Consider the following 18577-nt stretch of genomic DNA (forward strand, 5'->3'; position numbering starts at 1 on the left):
CTATCTATGTCGCGGCTCAACATTATGCAATATGCTATATTTCATTGATCATGCTTTTGTGATGTGATCGATCGTGCTCCGACGCGGCGGCGATGCGGTTGCGCCTGGGCCCGAATGCAAATAAACGCCAGGATTGTGGGGGCCCGTGCTATGAATGCGGGCCGATTCAATCTTCGGGCAGCCAAGGAGGAGCGCATATTGGCGCTGAAGAACAGACCGGTCCCGCGTGAGCCGCTGCCCGATGCCGATGTCCATTCGGAAGGGTTCCGGCAGACGCGCGAAGCGCGCCGCAGCGCGCTGGTCGAGGACTATGTCGAGTTGATCGCCGACCTGATCGAGGACGGCAACGAGGCTCGCCAGGTCGACATCGCGGCCAGGCTGGGGGTCGCCCAACCGACAGTGGCCAAGATGCTGACCAGGCTGTGTGCCGACGGGCTGGTCTCCAGAAAGCCTTATCGCGGCGTGTTCTTGACCGAAGCAGGTCGCAAGGTCGCGGAAGAGAGCCGCATTCGCCACCAGACGGTGGAGGCTTTTTTGCGTTCGCTCGGCGTCAGCGCCGAGACGGCGCGCATCGATGCCGAGGGCATAGAGCACCATGTCAGTGCCGAGACGCTGGAAGCGTTCCGCAAGGCGATGACGGCGGGCTAGGGACTTTGCCAAGCCGTTGGCTCGTTTCGCCGGCGATGCCATAGACATTCCACAGTCGCGGCCAGAGCAGCGGAGCCAACATGCCAGCACGGCCACGGCTGCGAAAAATGCTGTGACTTGGCGCAACCATTGAGATAATTGTTTATGAGGTGGAGCCGGCCTCGCGCCGGATCGACCAGTAAATTCGCAGCGCGGGGAGTTGCCATGCTCTGGAGAGGCCGTCGTCAGAGTGACAATGTCGAGGACCAGCGCAGCAGCGGCGGCGGCGGATTTGGTGGCGGCGGACCCGGCCAGTTCCGCATTCCGATCGGCGGCAGCAGCGGCGGCGGCATGTCGATCTCGACCATCATCATCCTCGTCGTGCTCTATTTCGGCCTGAAAGCCTTCGGCATCGATCCGATCCAGGTGCTGAGCGGCGGCGGTGGAGGCCTGCTGCCTGGCGGCGGCGAGATAACGGACAACAGCGGCAGCCAGGGCGGGGGCACCGGTGCGCCGGCTTCCGACGAGATGAAGCAGTTCGTGGCAACCGTGCTGGCCGAGACCGAGGACACATGGACAGGCATTTTCAAGGCCAACGGACTGACCTATGAGGACCCCAAGCTGGTGCTGTTCAGCGGGCAGATCCGCTCGGCCTGCGGCTTCGCCTCGTCGGCGGCCGGACCGTTCTATTGCCCCGGCGACCACAAGGTCTATCTCGACATGACATTCTTCCAGCAGCTGGACCAGCAGTTCGGCGCCTCGGGCGAGTTCGCGCGGGCCTATGTGATCGCGCATGAGGTCGGCCATCACGTGCAGAATCTGACCGGCATCATGTCCAAATTCAACCAGATGCGGCAAAGCATGGGCGAGGCCGAAGCCAATCAAATGTCGGTGCGCGTCGAGCTTCAGGCCGACTGCTTCGCCGGCGTCTGGGCGCATTACACGGCGCAGAAGGGCATATTGGAGCAAGGCGATATGGAAAGCGCGCTCAATGCCGCCAGGCAGATCGGCGACGATACGCTGCAGAAGAAGATGCAGGGCTACGTAGTGCCGGAAAGCTTCAACCACGGCACGTCGGCGCAGCGGCAGACCTGGCTGGCGCGCGGCTACAAGAGCGGCAAGCTTTCCGACTGCGATACGTTCAACAACCCGATCTGAGCATCCGGTTCTTTCACGGGTGACCTGACGGCAAGGATGTCGTCAGGGGGTGTCAGGATGCGAACGTCCTGCTTGTTCCCTCATTGTTCCTGACGGCCTGCTCGCCTATAAGTGCCTCCGCCTGCGCGCCAGGCGCCGGGAAGGAGCAGACGAAACCATGATCGATCCCAAAACCGCCAAGCGGGGGCTTGCGCTCGTCTTCACGACGCTGCTCCTCGACATCATCGGATTCGGCATCATCATGCCGGTGCTGCCGGCCTACCTGCAAGAATTGACCGGCGTCGGCGTCTCGGAGGCGGCGATCGAGGGCGGATGGCTGTTCTTCGTCTATGCGGCCATGCAGTTCTTCTTCGCGCCCGTCATGGGCGGGTTGAGCGACCGGTTCGGCCGGCGGCCGATCCTTCTCGCCTCCGTGCTGACGTTTTCCATCGACAATCTGATCTGCGCCATAGCCTGGTCCTACCCGATGCTGTTCATCGGGCGCGTGCTGGCCGGCATTTCGGGCGCCAGCTATTCGACCACATCAGCCTTCATCGCCGACATCTCGAACGATGAGAACCGGGCCAAGAATTTCGGCCTGCTCGGCATCGCCTTCGGCGTCGGCTTCGTCATCGGGCCCGTCCTTGGCGGACTGCTCGGCACCTTCGGGCCGCGCGTGCCGTTCTATTTCGCCGCCGGACTTGCCTTGGTGAACTTCCTGATCGCGCTGTTCCTGCTGCCCGAAACGCTCGATGAAAAGCACCGCCGCCGCTTCGAGTGGAAGCGCGCCAACCCAGTCGGCACGCTTCTGCAGATGCGCCAATATCAAGGCATTGGCTGGATCGGGCTCGTCTTCTTCCTGATGACGCTCGGCCACATGATGTATCCGGCGGTCTGGTCGTTCGTCTCCAACTATCGCTATGGCTGGAACGAGCAGCAGATCGGTTTTTCGCTCGGCGCTTTCGGCCTGTGCGGAGCCATCGTCATGGCAACGGTGCTGCCACGCATCATTCCCAGGCTTGGCGAGTGGAGGACGGCGGTGATCGGTCTGGCGTTCACGGCGCTCAGTGCTTTCGGCTACGCCTTCGCGACGCAGGGTTGGATGATTTATGCGGTGATCGTCGTCGGCTGCCTGGAAGCGCTGGCCGACCCGCCGCTCAGGAGCCTCGCCGCCGCCAAGGTGCCGCCTTCGGCGCAGGGTGAATTACAAGGCGCGATGACGTCGATCTTCTCGATCACATCGATCGTCACGCCGCTGCTCTATACCGCGATCTTTTCCTGGTTCACCGGGCCAAGCGCGCCAGTGACCTTCGGCGGTGCGCCTTACCTGGTTGGCGCGGTTTTCCTAGTGCTGGCGCTCGTTGTCTTCGTTACGAAAGTGGCGAGGCCTGCGGCACTCGGAACCGTCACCAAAGGCGTCGCGGAAGATGGGGCACGAATATGAGGATCTGTCGGAACTAAGCCCGTTCGGCCAGCAGTTCCTCGCCGCGCTTTTCGCGGATCAGGTTGACGAAGCGGCGGAACAGATAATGCGAATCCTGCGGGCCGGGCGAGGCCTCGGGGTGGTGCTGGACCGAGAATACCGGCCGGCCTGTCAGCGCGATGCCGCAATTCGAGCCGTCGAACAGCGAGACATGGGTTTCCTCGACGCCTGACGGCAGCGAGTCGGCGTCGACGGCAAAGCCGTGGTTCATCGAGACGATCTCGACCTTGCCTGTAGTGTGGTCCTTGACCGGATGGTTGGCGCCGTGATGGCCCTGATGCATCTTGGCGGTCTTGCCGCCCAGCGCCAGCGCCAGCATCTGGTGGCCGAGGCAGATACCGAACACCGGAATCTCGGTCCTGAGCAGGTCCTGGATGACCGGCACGGCGTAGGCGCCGGTGGCTTCAGGGTCGCCGGGGCCGTTGGACAGGAAGATGCCGTCCGGCTGCATGGCGAGGATTTCCTCGGCGCCGGTCTTGGCCGGAACCACGGTCACCTTGGCACCAAGCCCCGCAAGCAGGCGCAGGATGTTGCGCTTGACGCCATAGTCGATGGCGACGACATGCATGGAGGGCTCGTCCTGTTCGCCAAAGCCCTCGTCCCACACCCAAGGCGTCTCGCGCCACACCGAGGACTGGCCTGACGTGACCTCCTTGGCGAGGTCGAGGCCGATCAGGCCGGACCACGCGGCGGCGCGGCGTTTCAGGTCGTCAAGATCGAAGACGCCGTCGGGCGCATGCGCGATAACGGCGTTGGGCATGCCCTTTTCGCGGATCAACGCGGTCAACGCGCGGGTGTCGATGCCCGAGAGGGCGACGATGCCGCGCTTCTTCAGCCATTGATCGAGATGGCCGGCAGCGCGGTAGTTGGAGGGATTGGTGACATCGGCCTTGAACACGGCGCCGACGGCACCGGCGCGAGCAGCCGGATTGAGGTCCTCGATGTCTTCGCCGTTGGTGCCGATATTACCGACATGCGGGAAGGTGAAGGTGACGATCTGGCCGGCATAGGACGGATCGGTCAGGATCTCCTGATAGCCGGTAAGCGCGGTGTTGAAGCAGACCTCGGCGACCGCCGAACCCGTTGCGCCGAGACCGCGACCCTCAATGACGGTGCCGTCGGCCAGCACCAGCAATGCCGTCGGTTTCTCGGTGGCCCAAGCGGGGGTGGACGCGGTGTCGGCCATGGCGGCACTCCTATCAGGCCGCGCGCTTCAAACAGGCCCGGCGGGCTATTTGCGCGGCAAACGGCGCGGAGCGGCGAATTCGCTGCCTCCACGCACTCAAGCTTCAGTTCATGCAAGGCCCAGTACATAGGGGAAGGGGGCAGGTCGGTCAATGATGATGGGAAATGCCGCTACGATTTATTTCATTGAGCAATATCATAGGCTTGCCTCGACATATCAGGGTTTGCGTTGGTCCGCACCGGGCGCTATTGTCCGCGCCGACCGAAGGAGAGAGCACGATGCGCGCAAAAATCGCCGAATCCCTGAAGAGCGCGATGAAGGCGCAGGACAAGCACCGGCTGCCGACATTGCGGCTGATCCAAGCCGCCATCCACGATCGCGATATCGCCAATCGCGGTGCCGGCAAGGAACCGGCCAGCGACGAGGCGATCCTGCAGATCCTGGCCAAGATGGTGAAGCAGCGCGAAGAATCGGCCAAGGCCTTCGAAGACGGCAAGCGTCCGGAACTGGCCGCGCAGGAGCGCAGCGAGATGGAGATCATCCGCGATTTCCTGCCGACGCAGCTCGACGATGCCGCCATCACCGCCGCGGCGCGCGAGGCGATCGCGGCGACCGGTGCCGCCAGCCAGAAGGACATGGGCAAGGTGATCGCGGCACTGAAGCAGAAATATGCCGGCCAGATGGATTTCGGCAAGGCAAGCGGCATCATCAAGGGGCTTTTGCAATAGTCGGCGCGTCGAGCGCGAGCGCCAGCGCTCGCCTGCCTATAAAACAACCTTCTGGGGCTCCAACGCGTGGCGCAATGCTGGCGCCTCCTGCTGGATATGATCCCACAAACGGTTGGCGACCGGCCCGTGGGGACGGTCGCGGCGACGCGCAACCACCAGTTCGTCGGTGCGGCCCGGCATATGAGGGCCGGCGATGGACCGCAGGCGTCCATCACGCAGCTCCTCCTCGATCAGGAAGCGTGGCAGGTGGCCCCAGCCGAGGCCCTGCAGGATGATCTCCTTCTTCATGCCCTGGTCGGCGACCAGGCATTGCGGCGCGCCTTCGACCATGAAGTAGTCTTGTTGCGGTGAATGGCGGGCAGTGTCGCGCATCACGCATTGGGTGAGCGCCTGCATCTGGTCGGGTGTGATCGGCGGCTCGATGCGCTCCGGCAGAAAGCCCGGTGCCACCACGGGAATGAACGGCACCTTGCACAAATCGATCCATTCCACCCGCGCATCGCCCTTGTCGATCCAGTGCAGGACCAGATCGGCCTCGTCGTCGAAAAGGCGTTCCCAAGGGCCGCCGACGGCCTCGAAGTGCAGGTGCAGACGCGTGCCGGGACATTGCGCGAAGAACCGCCCGAGCAGGCCCAGCACCTGCGGTCGTGGGCATAGGTCGCCGATCACCACATGGATTTCGCTTTCTTCGCCCATCGAGAGCTGGGCGGCATGCACGCGCAGGCCTTCCAGTTCGCGCAGCAGCGATTGCGCCCGGCGGTGGAACGACAGCCCGGCCTCGGTCGGGCGCACGCGATAGCCGCTGCGGTCCAGGAGAACGAGGTCGAGCTGCCGTTCCAGCTTGGCGACAGCGGCGAATACAGCCGGGTGTGAACGATGCAACAGGGCCGCCGCCGGCTGAAAGCCGCCGGTGCGGATCACGGCGTCGAAGCACTGCAGGTCGTGCAAGGTGAATTCAGCCATGTCAGCTTTGATTACAGAGATTGTCCTGACTTTGTAATATCAACAAACCAACGATCTGACTACGCTCTGTCATTCAACCCTTCCAGAAGGATCTTTCATCATGAGTGAGCTGAATTTTGTGACTGTTGGCGACGGCACGCGCATCGCCTACCGTTTCGACGGCGATGCGCGAAAGCCGGTTCTGATGCTGTCGAACTCCATCGGCACCACGCTGCATATGTGGGATGGACAGGTCGGCGAGTTGTCCAGGCATTTCCATCTTCTGCGCTATGATTTTCGCGGCCATGGCGGATCGAGCGTGCCGGCCGGCGCCTATTCGCTCGATCGGCTCGGCGGCGACGTGATCGAACTGCTCGACGCGCTCGGCCTTGGCCGCGTGCATTTCCTCGGCCTGTCGCTGGGCGGCTTCGTCGGGCAATGGCTCGGCATCCACGCGCCGGAGCGGATCGACCGGCTGATCCTGAGCAACACCTCGTCGCATCTCGGACCGGCACGCCATTTCGACGAGCGCATTGCCGCCGTCCGGCAGGCGCCCGACATGGCCGAAACCGCCGAAACGTTTCTCAACAATTGGTTCCCGGCAAAAATGGTGGCGGCCAACGAGCCCGTCATCGAGGAATTTCGCGCCATGCTGCTCGCCATCGACCGGCAAGGCCTGGCGGGCCTCTTTGCGGCGGTGCGCGACGCCGACCTTCGCCGCACCGTGGCGCTGATCTCGCGGCCGACGCTGGTGATCGCCGGCGAGCACGACACGGTGACGGCGGCCAGCCATAGCGAACTGATCGCCGCGGCGGTGCCCGGCGCGAAGCTGGTCGTCCTGCCGGCGGTTCACCTGTCGAATGTCGAATATCCATCCGGTTTCATTCAGGCGGTGTTCGATTTTCTGCGCTGAGGGATGCGATCCCGTAGACCCCGCATCCCCCGAGCCGGACGGACCTCACGGCTCCTTGCAGATCGGCACCGGCTGCGGCGGCGGTGCCGGGTGGTCCTTCCTGTATTGGGCAATGATCGGCTCGAGCGTCTTTCGCGGCCAGAATTTTGGAGCGCCGATTTCCTTCAGGCAGGATGCGTTCCAATAGGGCCCAGCGTCCGACAGCGAACGGCCCGCCGCCACGATTTGCGCAACGGCGGCGATGTCGCGCGATTCAGGGTAGATGTAGAGCGTAGTCGGATTGTCCTTCACCATCGGGATGATCTGCCGCGCATCCGCCGCCGACCAACTGGTGCAGCCATTGCTGCGGCCGCCGGCATAATCCACCAGTTTGCCGAACGGCACGTAGCCGTCATGGTCGGCATGCGAGCTGGCCGGGTCTTTGCGAAGACACATTCCCTTCAGCACTTCCGCCGGATGCCCGCCGATCACGCGTTGCCTGGCGTTCGCGGCCTCGCCCTCGCCATCGAACTGCACGAAGGTACGCATGAAAGCCACGTCCTGCTTCGCTGCGGTGCGATAATAGCCCTTGAACGAGGTTTTCGCCTCGCCGGTCATATAGGCGCCGCCGGCGGTCAGTGACGAATCCAGCGCATTGCCGAAGTTCTTCGCGCAGCGCTTGCCATTGGCGAAATCTGCGACGCCCTTCAGATTCCGGCCGCTGCCGTGGCCCGCCGAAACGGCGCGAAACGCCTGGCTGGCCTCGCAGATGATGTAATAGCGGTGACCCAGTTTGTTGTTGCCCAGATCGCTAGGGCGCGTCGCATCCATGGCGAAGTAGCAGGGATTGTTAACGGCTCCTGCGCCGACTTTCTTCAGGTAAAGCGCTCGGGCCCGCTCCAGGACCACAGTTGAGATCTGGCCATCACCTTCGCCGACATGGGCCTGCAGCCAGGCCGGAATGGCCGAGGGCGCGGCAAAGGACCGTGCCGTCAAAGCGACGACAACGAGGAAGAGGCTGGCGACGACACCCAGCGGGATAGATCTCAACCGCACCAGACCCGTTCTCCTGTCGAAGCGTTTGTGTTTTGGCGGTGAATCACCCCCGGCACGATCATAAATCGGCTTATGCCGGCCGGCGAAACACATCTTGTTCAGCATTCCCGGCACGTATGCGCGTTTTCGACCCGTCAGCATTGGGGTATTGTCTGATTCCGGCGCGCCCACGCCTCCTCCCTCCGTCGGGAAAGCATCATTCATGCGGGGCAATCCGATCATCGAACCGACTGTTCGAGCACCAGGCATAAGGAGGGGTTGCGAAGACTGCTCGCACCAGGAGGTTTGCGATGATTGCGCCCATTTACCATCTGAAGCGTCAAGCCAGGCTGTTGTCCCGCAAGGAGAAGATTCCGCTCCATCAGGCGCTTGACCGTGTTGCAGCCCGCGAAGGTTTTGCGAGTTGGAGTCTGCTTGCGGCCAAGGCAGCCGAGACGACGGCCGCCGGCAGGCTGTTCTCGCGGCTGATGCCCGGCGACCTGGTTCTGGTCGGTGCGCGACCAGGCCACGGCAAGACGCTGATGAGCCTCGAGCTCGCGGTCGAAGCCATGAAGCGTGGCCATCGCAGCGTGTTCTTCTCGTTGGAATACACACATCGCGATGTGCTGGACCGGTTTCGCGCCATCGGGGCGGACCCCGCCCAGTTCGACCGATTGTTCGCGTCCGACACTTCCGAAGCCATCAGCGCCGACTACATCGTCGAGGTGTTGGGATCGGTGGCGCGCGGGACGCTCGCGGTCATCGACTATCTGCAACTGCTCGACCAGAAGCGGGAAAATCCGGAGCTGATGGACCAGGTCCGGACATTGAAGGCTTTTGCGCGTGACAGGGGCGTGATCCTGGTCTTCATCTCGCAGATCGACCGCTCCTACGATCCGTCAACGAAGCCGTTTCCCGATATCAGCGACGTTCGGCTACCGAACCCGCTGGATCTGTCGCTGTTCAGCAAAGCGTGTTTCCTCAACAAGGGCGCGATCCGCTTCCAGCCCGCTTGAGCGTTCCAGTGGCCATCGCTATGCCTGCTTGGCCTGCGAGGGAGCATGGATCATGATCGAAATCGTCAAGCCCGGGCTCAAGCATCTGGCGTCCTACAAGGCTGCGCTCGAGCGCGGCTGGTCGCCCGACAATGTACGGCTCATGGAGGCAGCTCGCGAGCAGCTTGCCGCAATCGAGGAGGATCCGGCGGCGTTCCTGGCCAGCCTCGATGATCCCGAGGCCAAGGGGCCGCCGATCACCTTGCCTGACGGCAGACAGGTCCCGCGCCTGCCGGGCTTCAGGCGCTGGATGTGGGACGGCGAGACGTCAGGCTCGATCGGCCTGCGCTGGCAGAAGGGCACGTCGGCGCTGCCGCCGCACGTGCTTGGCCATATCGGCTACGCCGTGGTGCCGTGGAAACAGCGACGCGGCTACGCGACGGAAGCGCTGCGGCTTATGCTGGATGAGGCGAGGGCGGTCGGCCTGGCTCATGTCGACATCACCGCAAAACCTGGCAATCCGGCCTCGCACAAAGTGATCCTGGCCAACGGCGGCAGACTGGTCGAACGTTTCCTCGAAGATGCCGCCTATGGCGGAGCGGAGAGCCTGCGGTTCCGCATCGATCTGTAATGCGTTGGAGCTGCGCAGCTGCCGGGCGAGACATGACTGTTCATCGCGTCGTGCTTGCGCCGGTGCACGCCCGGATCAGGCATGATCGGTGGTGGATGTCCTGACGCGGATAATCTACTCAGCCGCTGCCGTCAGCGGTGGCGTGGCGTTGCTGCGCCACTCCCAGATGTGCGAGGCGAGCGCCACCGCGACTGCGACGAGCATCGCCACAGCGCCAAGCAGCGGCAGGCTGCGATAACCGTAACCGCCATTGAGCATGGCGGCACCGAGCGATGCCGCGAGCGCTATACCGATATTGAAGCCGGATGGGATCAGCGAGGAGGCCAGGTTCGAGGCATCCGCAGTCCAGGACAGGATGCGGGTCTGGATCGGCGTACCGATGGCAAAGTTGAGGCCGCCCCAGATGACGATCGCCACGACCATCGGCACGGGATAGGGGCTGACGGCATAGATCACCGCAAGCGTCACCGCCTGCAGGGCCAGCATGGTGATCAGCGAGGGCATCAGCTTCCAGTCGGCTAGCCTGCCGCCGAGGAAGACGCCAAGCGTGGCGCCGACGCCATTGAGCAAGAGCACCCAGGGCACCAGGTTCTCGTCGAGGCCGGTGATCTCAAGCAATGTCGGGGTGATGTAGGTGAACAGGCCGAACTGGCCGATCATCAGCATCAGCATCAGGATCAGCGAGGTCCAGACCTGCTGGCGGGCAAGCACGCGGACCTCGCGGGCGAGGCCGGCGGGTTTGGCCTGATAGCCTGCGGTGCGCGGCAAAAGGGCTGCCATGGCAAGCGTGGCCGCCACGCCCAATGCGCACATAACCCAGAAGGTCGCGCGCCAGCCCCAGATGTTGCCGATGGCAGTGCCCGCTGGCACGCCGATCACGTTGGAGACAGTGAGGCCCGACAGGATGACGGCCACCGCCATGCCGCGCTGGTCCCCGCGCACCAGCCCGACCGCAACCACCATGGCGACGCCGAAATAAGCGCCATGCGCGACTGCGACGGCAATGCGCAGAAGCAGCATCGAGGTGAAGTCCGGCGCCAGCGCGCAGGCCGCCTGACCGATGGTGAAGGCGACCGCGAGGCCGAGCAGCAAGGTTTTGCGCGGCAAGGACTTGGTGGCAAGTGCCAGAAGCGGACCGCCGATGGCGATGCCGCAGGCATAGCCGGAGACGAGATAGCCCGATGTCGGAACCGAAACGCCAAGCCCTTGCGCCACCTGCGGCAGCACGCCGGCGATGACGAATTCGGTGGTGCCGAAAGCGAAGGCAGCGATGAACAGGGCGATGAGCGGAAGCGACATGGCGGGAATTAAATCCTCGAATGCAGGCCTCAAACCACGGATGCGCGCTGCCGGCAATCCAGAAATTTTTGTCGCCGCTTTAGCTTTTCTTGATCTCCGGGTTCAAAATCTTGCCCCCGGGTTCAGAACGGGGTCTTGCGTCCATAAGGAACCTTCAGCCATGCCCGCTCATGAAAATAATAGAGCAGCGACTTGGTGAAGACTTCTGTCACGCCGATGGCGGCCGCCAGCTTGACGCTTCCGGTCACCACCAGCGAGATGATCATCGTATCGATGGTGCCGGTCACGCGCCACGAAAGCGCCTTGGCGAAACTGCGCGAATGGGTGTCCATCGATCTCCTCCGAAAGCTTTGGCTGATATGCCTAGCCCGAGCGATGGAAACGCGGCAATGGCAATTTTGCCGCCGAAGGACCGACGCCATGCAATTCTGCCGCAATACAATTTTTTCGACAGAGTGCGGCGCTCTTCCTTCTGCCCTTGTTTGTTGGGAGGTGGCGTCGCAAAGCGAGGTGGGATGAGGTGTCTCAAAGAAGGGAGAGATGTCGTTGATCAGCTCGCCTTCAACCTGGATCCACCGAGGAGGCCGCGTTCTTCCAGCACGGGATAGGCCATCGATGCCAGCAGCGAGTTGATCTGTTTGAGATCGCGGATGGTGTCGAGGTGGATCGAACTGGTCTCGACGCTTTTGGCAGTGCCTTCGCGCAGCCGCAGGAAATGACTGGCGCTGGTCTCTTTTTCGGCGTCGCGCAGCCGTTCCTTCTCCAGCACCAATTGGCGAGCCGTCTCGGCATCGCGCGACACCAGCACGTTGAAGGCAAGCCGCGCATTGGCGAGCACCGAAGCGTGGAAGGCGCACAGCTCGCTCCAACCCTCGTCGGTGAATTCCAGTCCACGGTCGAACTTCTTCTTCACATGTACCAGCATGTTGCGCACGATGATGTCGCCGACCTGCTCCAGCTTGACGCAGGCGCCGATCAGTTCCTGGCAGCGCAACGCCTCGTCCTCGGTCAGCGGGTTCTTGGTGACCTTGGCGAGGTAGAGCTTGATCGCCGCGTGCTTGCGGTCGACGCGGTCGTCAAGGGCGGCCAGCGCCTTGATCTTGTCGGCATCGGCGCTCTCGTAGAGCTCGATGATGCGCTTGAGCATGATCTCGACCGTCTCGCAGACCCGCACCACCTCGCGGGTGGCATTGGCCAGCGCCTGGCTCGGCACGTCGAGCGCGCTTTCGTTGAGCGCCGAGAGTTCGACGACGTCGAGCGTGGCGGCTGGCGTCTTGGTGCCGAGCGCCACGATCTTCTCCGAGGCTCGGTAGACGAGACCCGCCAGCGGCAGGCCGGCGAGCAGGATCAGCACGTTGAACAGGATGTGGGCATTGACGATCTGGTCCGCTGCCGTCGCGCCAAGGAACGCGAAATGCGGCCTGAAGATCATGACCAGGATCAGCATGACCAGCGAGCCAAGCCCGCGCATCAAGAGGTTGCCGATCGGCACGACGCGCACTTCGGGGCCGGAGGAGCGGGTCAGCATGGGCGCGATGATCGACGAACCGAGATTGACGCCCAGGATGAGGACGACGCCGAGTTCGGGCGTGATCAGGCCGCGGCCCGCCAGCGTCGCCATCAACAGGACCGCGGCGATGCTCGACTGGAACAGCCAGGTGATCAGCGCCGCCAGTAGATAGGCGGTGATGGAATCGCCGGAGAAGTAATTGATGATGACCGGCATTAACTGGCTGTTGCGCAGCGGCTCGGATGCCTGACCGATCATTTCCAGCGACAGGATCAAAAGGCCGATGCCGACCAGGATGCGACCGGTCTGGCGCCAGTCGCGCCGCTCGGTGGCCATGAACATGACCGTGCCGGTGATCAGGCAGAGCGGCACCAGCAGCGTGAGATCGAAGGTGAGCAGCTTGACCACCAGAGCCGAACCGATCTCGGCGCCGCGTACGGCCAGTTGCCCGGCCGCGCCCGAGACGATGCCGGAGCCGGCGAAGGAGCCGACCAGCAGCGTGACGGCGGTGGAGCTCTGCAGCGCTATAGCGAGGCCGGTGCCGGCCAGCACCGCCATGACAGGATTGCGCATGGTGGCGCGCAGCTTGTGGCGCAGCACGTCGCCATAGGCGCGCTCGACGCCGGTCTTCACCATGCGCGTGGCAAACAGCATCAGCGCCACGGCCCCGGCCAGATGCAGAAGAACCACGGAGCCGCTCATTGCGGCGCACCGATACGGACAAAGCCGGCGACACGGGCAGCGCGGCGGCCGGGGGAAGGACGAGGGGTGCGAATCATGATCATGGCGTTGGCCGATAATAGCTCGAATATTTTAGCCGGATAATAAAAATTTGTCGATTTCAAGGGCTGCCGGCGCGCGACGGGGCGTGTCGGAGAATGGACGGATGCCGAAATGGTTGCATGAGCCCCGCCGCCCTGACGCAGCGGATCGGCCGATGTTGCCCCCCGCCCTTCGCCCGGAATTTGCGAGGATGTTCAACCAATCGGCCTAAAGCTGCGGATTTATTACGGAATTGTAATGCTCATGTTCAGTTTCGGTTCATTCTTCGACGGCTATTTCTGCGGCATTGACAACCAAGGAGATTCCTTCATGAAGCGCATTGTTCTTTCCGGTCTTGCTTTCTCGATGCTGGCCGCCACGTCCCTGACGGGCCAGGCCGCACCGCTCAATGCGCCGGTCGCGCCGCAGTCGAACTATACCAATGTCGATTGGCAGAAGCCCACCAACCGGGATGTCAGGAAGCGCGTCATCCAGAAGCGCGTTATCCAGAAGCGTATCATTCAAAAGAAGGTCGTCGTGAAGCGGAACAACTGGCGCAATGGCCAGAAATATTCCGGCTGGCGGCAGCATCAGCCGGTCCGCGATTATGGTCGCTACGGCCTGCATCGTCCTGGCCGTGGCCAGGAATGGATCCGCGTCGGCAACGACTATGTGCTGGTCGGCGCCCTCTCCGGCATCATCTTTGGCGCCATCGCCGCGCAGTAAAGTCCCGATAGTGCCAGACTGGAGGAAGGGCGGCCCGCAACGGCCGCCTTTCCTTTTGCCCTGTGGAAACCGGGCATCGTCAGCATTAGGGGTCGCCGGATTTCGCGGGCATGATTATATAGGGGATAAACGAGTTCCCCGATGCGCTTTCCGCCCGCCTTCCTCGACGAGATACGCGATCGCGTGCCGATTTCGCAGGTCATCGGCCAGCGCGTCGCCTGGGATCGCAAGAAGACCAATGCGTCGCGCGGCGATTATTGGGCCTGCTGCCCGTTTCATGGCGAGAAGAGCCCGTCCTTCCATTGCGAGGACAAGAAGGGCCGCTATCATTGTTTCGGCTGCTCGGTCTCGGGCGATCACTTCAAGTTCCTGACCGAACTTGACGGACTGAGCTTTCCCGAGGCGGTCGAGAAGATTGCAGACATGGCCGGCGTGCCGATGCCGGTTCGCGACGTGCAGGAGGAGCGGCGCGAGAAGGAACGCGCCAGCCTTACCGACGTCATGGAAATGGCGACTGCCTTTTTCCAGGAGCGGCTACAGGGCGCGGAAGGCGCCAAGGCCCGTGCGTATCTGCGCGACCGCGGACTGACGCCCGCGACGCAGCATGCTTTCCGGCTGGGCTATGCGCCCGACAGCCGCAATGCGCTGAAGGAGCATCTGGCCGCAAAGGGCGTGCCGAAGGCTGATATCGAGGCCTGTGGGCTGGTGCGCCATGGCGACGACATTCCGGTCTCCTATGACTGGTTCCGCGACCGCATCATGTTCCCGATTCCGGATTCGCGTGGCAAGATCATCGCTTTCGGTGGGCGAGCGCTGGCGCCGGATGCGCTCGCCAAATACATGAACTCGCCCGATACCGAGCTCTTCCACAAGGGCAACGTGCTCTACAATTTCGCCCGCGCGCGAAAAGCGCTGGCCAAGGGCGGCACGGTCATCGCCGTCGAAGGCTATATGGATGTCATCGCATTGGCGCAGGCCGGCTTCGAGAATGTCGTCGCGCCACTCGGCACGGCGCTTACCGAAAACCAGCTCGAACTGTTGTGGCGTATGGCCGCCGAGCCGGTGCTGTGCTTCGACGGCGACAAGGCCGGGCTGAAGGCCGCATGGCGGGCCGCCGACATGGTGCTGCCCGTAGTCCAAGCCGGGCGCACGGCGCGTTTCGCGCTGCTGCCGGAAGGCAAGGATCCCGACGACCTGGTCAAGGCGGAGGGGCCGGATGCCTTCCGCGCCGTGCTGGCGGAAGCGCGTCCTCTTGCCGATCTGTTATGGATGCGCGAGACGGCGGGCGGCGTCTTCGACACGCCGGAGCGGCGGGCCGAACTGGAGAAGCGGCTGCGCGAACTGACCAGCCGCATCCGTGATGAAAGCCTGCGATATCACTACCAGCAGGAGATGCGCGAGCGCGTGCTGAGCTTCTTCGGTTCTCAGCGCGCAACGCGGCAAGGTCGTCCGGACTGGAAACCGGGGCAGGGCAAGGCGCCCGCTCCCGGCGGACAATTCGCTAAAGCCGGCGGTGGTCGCATCGCCATCACGGAAAGTCTCGGCCAGTCGGCACTGGTCAAGCGCGGCAACGAAGGAATGTCGGTGCGCGAAGCGACGATCATCGTGGCACTGGTCAACCACCCGGCGCTGATCGACGAGAATTTCGCCCATGTCGAGTTCCTTGATCTCGCCAACCCCGAGCTGAGGCGGCTGCACGGTGCCATCCTCGACGCGATGGCACATGACATGGCCAATGACCGCCACGCCGTGGTGGCGACGATCGAGCGCGCCGGCTGCGCCGAGATCTGGGAGCGTGCCGTCGGCCTGATCAGGCGGGCGCGGCAGTGGCCGGCGCTGGAGACGGCAGCGCTCGAGGATGCCCGCGACGCTCTGAACCAGGCGCTGCACTTGCAGCGTAGCGCGCGCACCTTACATAAGGAGCTGAAACAGGCGGAAGCGGCGATGGATGCGGATCCTTCGGACGAGAATTTCCGCCATCTGATCGAAATTCAAGCGCAATTTCGGGATGTACAAGCGACGGAAGCGCTGATCGAAGGTTTCGGTGTTTCGTCGGGCAGGGCTGGTCGGGCCTGAAGCATGGTTCCGAAAAGCGGGACCCGGTTTTCGGGAACGATCATACTCCAGCAGAAGAAAGGCGGAGCTCATTTCGGCCCGAGGGTTGGGACGGGCTCATGCCGGCAAGTGCAGGAATGACGGCGTTGTCATGGATCTTCTAGAGCCGGACCGCGCTAAGTCGGGTAATTGATTCGCTTTTTTCATGCGAATCATGCGAGAGGCGCTTGACCTTCCGGCAGAATGGCGGAATCAGGACGATTCGAAACGTTAACCCGCACCCGCGTCGACGGGAAAAGCAGCGATGTGAGGTCTTGGTCACTGGACAGGCAGCCAGCCTGCCACAGATATCAGGGTTAATCTGGACTTAATGCATGTCGCCCAAAAATGGAAACCGGTTTTGGGCGACGACAGGGCACCAACAAAGAGATGATGCAGTTATTGGCCCGGTGAAGCGCGTTGCAAAAGCGAGCCCAGCCGATTTGACCGGTCCGACAGCTTGCGCGGCCTCGATGTCGGGCCGCTAGGAGAAGATAAAGACTATGGCGACAAAGGAAAAGGAAGAGGTCGAGACCGAACGCGAAGGCGCCACCGATGGCCCTCTGCTCGACCTTTCCGATGATGCTGTCAAGAAGATGATCAAGGCCGCCAAGAAGCGCGGCTATGTCACCATGGACGAGCTGAATTCGGTGCTGCCCTCCGAGGAAGTGACCTCCGAGCAGATCGAGGACACGATGGCGATGCTGTCCGACATGGGTATCAACGTCGTCGAGGACGACGAGCAGGGCGAAGAGGCCGAGGCCGGCGACACCGCGGCGGATGCCGAGGAAGACGCCAACGAACTGGCCGAGCAGACCGGCACCGCCGTCGCCGCCACAACCACGAAGAAAGAGCCGACCGACCGCACCGACGATCCGGTCCGCATGTACCTGCGCGAAATGGGTTCGGTCGAGTTGTTGTCGCGCGAGGGCGAAATCGCCATCGCCAAGCGCATCGAGGCCGGCCGCGAGACGATGATCGCGGGCCTGTGCGAAAGCCCGCTGACCTTCCAGGCCATCATCATCTGGCGCGACGAGCTCAACGAATCCAAGATCCTGCTGCGCGAGATCATCGACCTCGAAGCCACCTATGCCGGCCCCGAGGCCAAGCAGGCGCCAGTGGTGGAGCGCGTCGAGGAAGCGCCTAAGGTCGAGGAAAAGCCGCGCCGCGGACGCGACGATGAAGACGACATCACCAATGTCGGCGCTGACACGCGCGGCATCGGGGATGACGACGAGGAGGACGAGGACGAGGCCAGCCTGTCGCTGGCGGCAATGGAAGCCGAGCTGCGCCCGCAGGTCATGGAAACGCTCGACGTCATCGCCGACACCTACAAGAAGCTGCGCAAGCTGCAGGATCAGCAGGTCGAGAACCGGCTGGCCGCGGCCGGCACGCTGTCGCCCAGCCAGGACCGCCGCTTGAAGGAGCTGAAGGACCAGCTCATCAAGGCGGTGAAGTCGCTGTCGCTCAACACGGCGCGTATCGAGGCGCTGGTCGAGCAGCTTTACGACATCAACAAGCGCCTGGTGCAGAACGAGGGCAAGCTATTGCGTCTCGCCGAAAGCTATGGCGTGCGCCGCGAGGAGTTCCTGAAGGAATATCAGGGCTCCGAGCTCGACCCGAACTGGACGCGCTCGATCGCCAATCTGACCTCGCGCGGCTGGAAGGAGTTCACCAAGAACGAGAAGGACGCGATCAGGGATCTGCGCGCCGAGATCCAGAATCTGGCCACGGAAACGGCCATCTCGATCCTGGAATTCCGCAAGATCGTCAACCAGGTGCAGAAGGGCGAGCGCGAAGCGGCGATCGCCAAGAAGGAAATGGTCGAGGCCAATCTGCGCCTCGTCATCTCCATCGCCAAGAAATACACCAATCGCGGCCTGCAGTTCCTCGACCTGATCCAAGAAGGCAATATCGGCCTGATGAAGGCCGTCGACAAATTCGAATATCGCCGCGGCTACAAGTTCTCGACCTACGCGACATGGTGGATCAGGCAGGCGATCACGCGTTCGATCGCCGACCAGGCGCGCACCATCCGCATTCCGGTGCACATGATCGAGACGATCAACAAGATCGTGCGCACCTCGCGCCAGATGCTGCACGAGATCGGCCGCGAGCCGACGCCGGAGGAACTGGCCGAGAAGCTCGCAATGCCGCTCGAAAAAGTGCGCAAGGTGCTGAAGATCGCCAAGGAGCCGATCTCGCTCGAAACGCCGGTCGGCGACGAGGAGGATTCGCATCTGGGCGACTTCATCGAGGACAAGATGGCGATCCTGCCGATCGACGCGGCGATCCAGGCCAATCTGCGCGAGACCACCACGCGCGTGCTCGCCTCGCTGACGCCGCGCGAGGAGCGTGTGCTGCGCATGCGCTTCGGCATCGGCATGAACACCGACCATACGCTCGAGGAAGTCGGCCAGCAGTTCTCGGTCACCCGCGAGCGTATCCGCCAGATCGAAGCCAAGGCATTGCGCAAGCTCAAGCACCCGAGCCGCTCGCGCAAGCTCAGAAGCTTCCTGGATAGCTGAGG

General features: G+C 63.0%; 16 protein-coding genes. 10 read left to right on the plus strand and 6 right to left on the minus strand.

Annotation, left to right across the window (positions count from 1 at the left end):
* Nucleotides 1–198 precede the first annotated feature (198 nt).
* The 3 genes from mntR (at nucleotide 199) to FJ426_RS12340 (ending at nucleotide 3208) form a co-directional block, all read left to right on the plus strand.
* Complete coding sequence (gene mntR / locus FJ426_RS12330; protein ID WP_181165236.1) at nucleotides 199–648, plus strand: manganese-binding transcriptional regulator MntR; 450 nt, start codon at nucleotides 199–201, stop codon at nucleotides 646–648.
* A gap of 204 nt (nucleotides 649–852) precedes the next feature.
* Nucleotides 853–1785: a neutral zinc metallopeptidase gene (locus FJ426_RS12335; RefSeq protein WP_140555992.1), complete on the plus strand. Its 933-nt coding sequence runs from the start codon at nucleotides 853–855 to the stop codon at nucleotides 1783–1785.
* Between the two features lie 121 nt (nucleotides 1786–1906).
* Nucleotides 1907–3208 (plus strand): TCR/Tet family MFS transporter, encoded by a 1302-nt coding sequence (locus FJ426_RS12340; protein WP_224680421.1) that lies wholly within the window; start codon nucleotides 1907–1909, stop codon nucleotides 3206–3208.
* A 13-nt stretch (nucleotides 3209–3221) separates the two neighbouring features.
* On the opposite strand, the gene carA is transcribed toward FJ426_RS12340, so the two are convergent.
* Nucleotides 3222–4433 carry a glutamine-hydrolyzing carbamoyl-phosphate synthase small subunit gene (gene carA, locus FJ426_RS12345; RefSeq protein ID WP_140555988.1) on the minus strand — a complete coding sequence of 404 codons (1212 nt, stop codon included), beginning with the start codon at nucleotides 4431–4433 and terminating at the stop codon, nucleotides 3222–3224.
* Nucleotides 4434–4711: 278 nt separating this feature from the next.
* Between carA and FJ426_RS12350 the strand changes: the two genes are divergently transcribed.
* Nucleotides 4712–5161, plus strand: coding sequence for a GatB/YqeY domain-containing protein (locus tag FJ426_RS12350; RefSeq protein WP_140524847.1), 450 nt, complete (start codon nucleotides 4712–4714; stop codon nucleotides 5159–5161).
* 36 nt (nucleotides 5162–5197) lie between these two features.
* On the opposite strand, the gene FJ426_RS12355 is transcribed toward FJ426_RS12350, so the two are convergent.
* Nucleotides 5198–6124, minus strand: a complete 927-nt coding sequence (locus tag FJ426_RS12355) for a LysR family transcriptional regulator (protein ID WP_140560658.1) — start codon at nucleotides 6122–6124, stop codon at nucleotides 5198–5200.
* 100 nt (nucleotides 6125–6224) lie between these two features.
* Between FJ426_RS12355 and FJ426_RS12360 the strand changes: the two genes are divergently transcribed.
* Nucleotides 6225–7016 (plus strand): alpha/beta fold hydrolase, encoded by a 792-nt coding sequence (locus tag FJ426_RS12360; RefSeq protein ID WP_140560659.1) that lies wholly within the window; start codon nucleotides 6225–6227, stop codon nucleotides 7014–7016.
* Nucleotides 7017–7061: 45 nt separating this feature from the next.
* Here FJ426_RS12360 and FJ426_RS12365 read toward each other — a convergent pair whose 3' ends face one another.
* On the minus strand, nucleotides 7062–8051 hold the full coding sequence (locus FJ426_RS12365; RefSeq protein WP_140560715.1) for a hypothetical protein: 990 nt from the start codon (nucleotides 8049–8051) through the stop codon (nucleotides 7062–7064).
* Between the two features lie 290 nt (nucleotides 8052–8341).
* Here FJ426_RS12365 and FJ426_RS12370 point away from each other — a divergent pair, with 290 nt between their 5' ends.
* Together FJ426_RS12370 and FJ426_RS12375 are read left to right on the plus strand one after the other, a co-directional pair.
* Complete coding sequence (locus FJ426_RS12370) at nucleotides 8342–9046, plus strand: DNA helicase (protein WP_140524844.1); 705 nt, start codon at nucleotides 8342–8344, stop codon at nucleotides 9044–9046.
* 52 nt (nucleotides 9047–9098) lie between these two features.
* Nucleotides 9099–9656: a GNAT family N-acetyltransferase gene (locus tag FJ426_RS12375; protein ID WP_140582017.1), complete on the plus strand. Its 558-nt coding sequence runs from the start codon at nucleotides 9099–9101 to the stop codon at nucleotides 9654–9656.
* A gap of 114 nt (nucleotides 9657–9770) precedes the next feature.
* Here FJ426_RS12375 and FJ426_RS12380 read toward each other — a convergent pair whose 3' ends face one another.
* From FJ426_RS12380 to FJ426_RS12390, 3 genes are all read right to left on the minus strand, one after another.
* Nucleotides 9771–10955 carry an MFS transporter gene (locus FJ426_RS12380; protein WP_140495916.1) on the minus strand — a complete coding sequence of 395 codons (1185 nt, stop codon included), beginning with the start codon at nucleotides 10953–10955 and terminating at the stop codon, nucleotides 9771–9773.
* A gap of 122 nt (nucleotides 10956–11077) precedes the next feature.
* Nucleotides 11078–11287 (minus strand): DUF2061 domain-containing protein, encoded by a 210-nt coding sequence (locus FJ426_RS12385; protein ID WP_140495915.1) that lies wholly within the window; start codon nucleotides 11285–11287, stop codon nucleotides 11078–11080.
* A gap of 218 nt (nucleotides 11288–11505) precedes the next feature.
* Nucleotides 11506–13167 carry a Na/Pi cotransporter family protein gene (locus FJ426_RS12390; RefSeq protein ID WP_140495914.1) on the minus strand — a complete coding sequence of 554 codons (1662 nt, stop codon included), beginning with the start codon at nucleotides 13165–13167 and terminating at the stop codon, nucleotides 11506–11508.
* A gap of 390 nt (nucleotides 13168–13557) precedes the next feature.
* On the opposite strand from FJ426_RS12390, the gene FJ426_RS12395 reads away from it, so the two are divergent.
* From FJ426_RS12395 to rpoD, 3 genes are all read left to right on the plus strand, one after another.
* Complete coding sequence (locus FJ426_RS12395; protein WP_140495913.1) at nucleotides 13558–13953, plus strand: RcnB family protein; 396 nt, start codon at nucleotides 13558–13560, stop codon at nucleotides 13951–13953.
* 141 nt (nucleotides 13954–14094) lie between these two features.
* Nucleotides 14095–16029 carry a DNA primase gene (dnaG, locus tag FJ426_RS12400; protein WP_140560660.1) on the plus strand — a complete coding sequence of 645 codons (1935 nt, stop codon included), beginning with the start codon at nucleotides 14095–14097 and terminating at the stop codon, nucleotides 16027–16029.
* Between the two features lie 521 nt (nucleotides 16030–16550).
* On the plus strand, nucleotides 16551–18575 hold the full coding sequence (gene rpoD, locus FJ426_RS12405) for an RNA polymerase sigma factor RpoD (protein WP_140495911.1): 2025 nt from the start codon (nucleotides 16551–16553) through the stop codon (nucleotides 18573–18575).
* The last annotated feature ends 2 nt before the right edge of the window (nucleotides 18576–18577 follow it).

The organism is Mesorhizobium sp. B2-6-4 (genome assembly GCF_006441495.1).
Classification (GTDB): Bacteria; Pseudomonadota; Alphaproteobacteria; order Rhizobiales; family Rhizobiaceae; genus Mesorhizobium.

Bases quoted from the DNA above. Each gene is read 5' to 3' on its own strand.
- FJ426_RS12335 (WP_140555992.1), top strand. From the start codon at position 853: ATGCTCTGGAGAGGCCGTCGTCAGAGTGACAATGTCGAGGACCAGCGC.
- carA (WP_140555988.1), bottom strand. From the start codon at position 4,433: ATGGCCGACACCGCGTCCACCCCCGCTTGGGCCACCGAGAAACCGACG.
- FJ426_RS12350 (WP_140524847.1), top strand. From the start codon at position 4,712: ATGCGCGCAAAAATCGCCGAATCCCTGAAGAGCGCGATGAAGGCGCAG.
- FJ426_RS12355 (WP_140560658.1), bottom strand. From the start codon at position 6,124: ATGGCTGAATTCACCTTGCACGACCTGCAGTGCTTCGACGCCGTGATC.
- FJ426_RS12360 (WP_140560659.1), top strand. From the start codon at position 6,225: ATGAGTGAGCTGAATTTTGTGACTGTTGGCGACGGCACGCGCATCGCC.
- FJ426_RS12370 (WP_140524844.1), top strand. From the start codon at position 8,342: ATGATTGCGCCCATTTACCATCTGAAGCGTCAAGCCAGGCTGTTGTCC.
- FJ426_RS12375 (WP_140582017.1), top strand. From the start codon at position 9,099: ATGATCGAAATCGTCAAGCCCGGGCTCAAGCATCTGGCGTCCTACAAG.
- FJ426_RS12380 (WP_140495916.1), bottom strand. From the start codon at position 10,955: ATGTCGCTTCCGCTCATCGCCCTGTTCATCGCTGCCTTCGCTTTCGGC.
- FJ426_RS12385 (WP_140495915.1), bottom strand. From the start codon at position 11,287: ATGGACACCCATTCGCGCAGTTTCGCCAAGGCGCTTTCGTGGCGCGTG.
- FJ426_RS12390 (WP_140495914.1), bottom strand. From the start codon at position 13,167: ATGAGCGGCTCCGTGGTTCTTCTGCATCTGGCCGGGGCCGTGGCGCTG.
- FJ426_RS12395 (WP_140495913.1), top strand. From the start codon at position 13,558: ATGAAGCGCATTGTTCTTTCCGGTCTTGCTTTCTCGATGCTGGCCGCC.
- dnaG (WP_140560660.1), top strand. From the start codon at position 14,095: ATGCGCTTTCCGCCCGCCTTCCTCGACGAGATACGCGATCGCGTGCCG.
- rpoD (WP_140495911.1), top strand. From the start codon at position 16,551: ATGGCGACAAAGGAAAAGGAAGAGGTCGAGACCGAACGCGAAGGCGCC.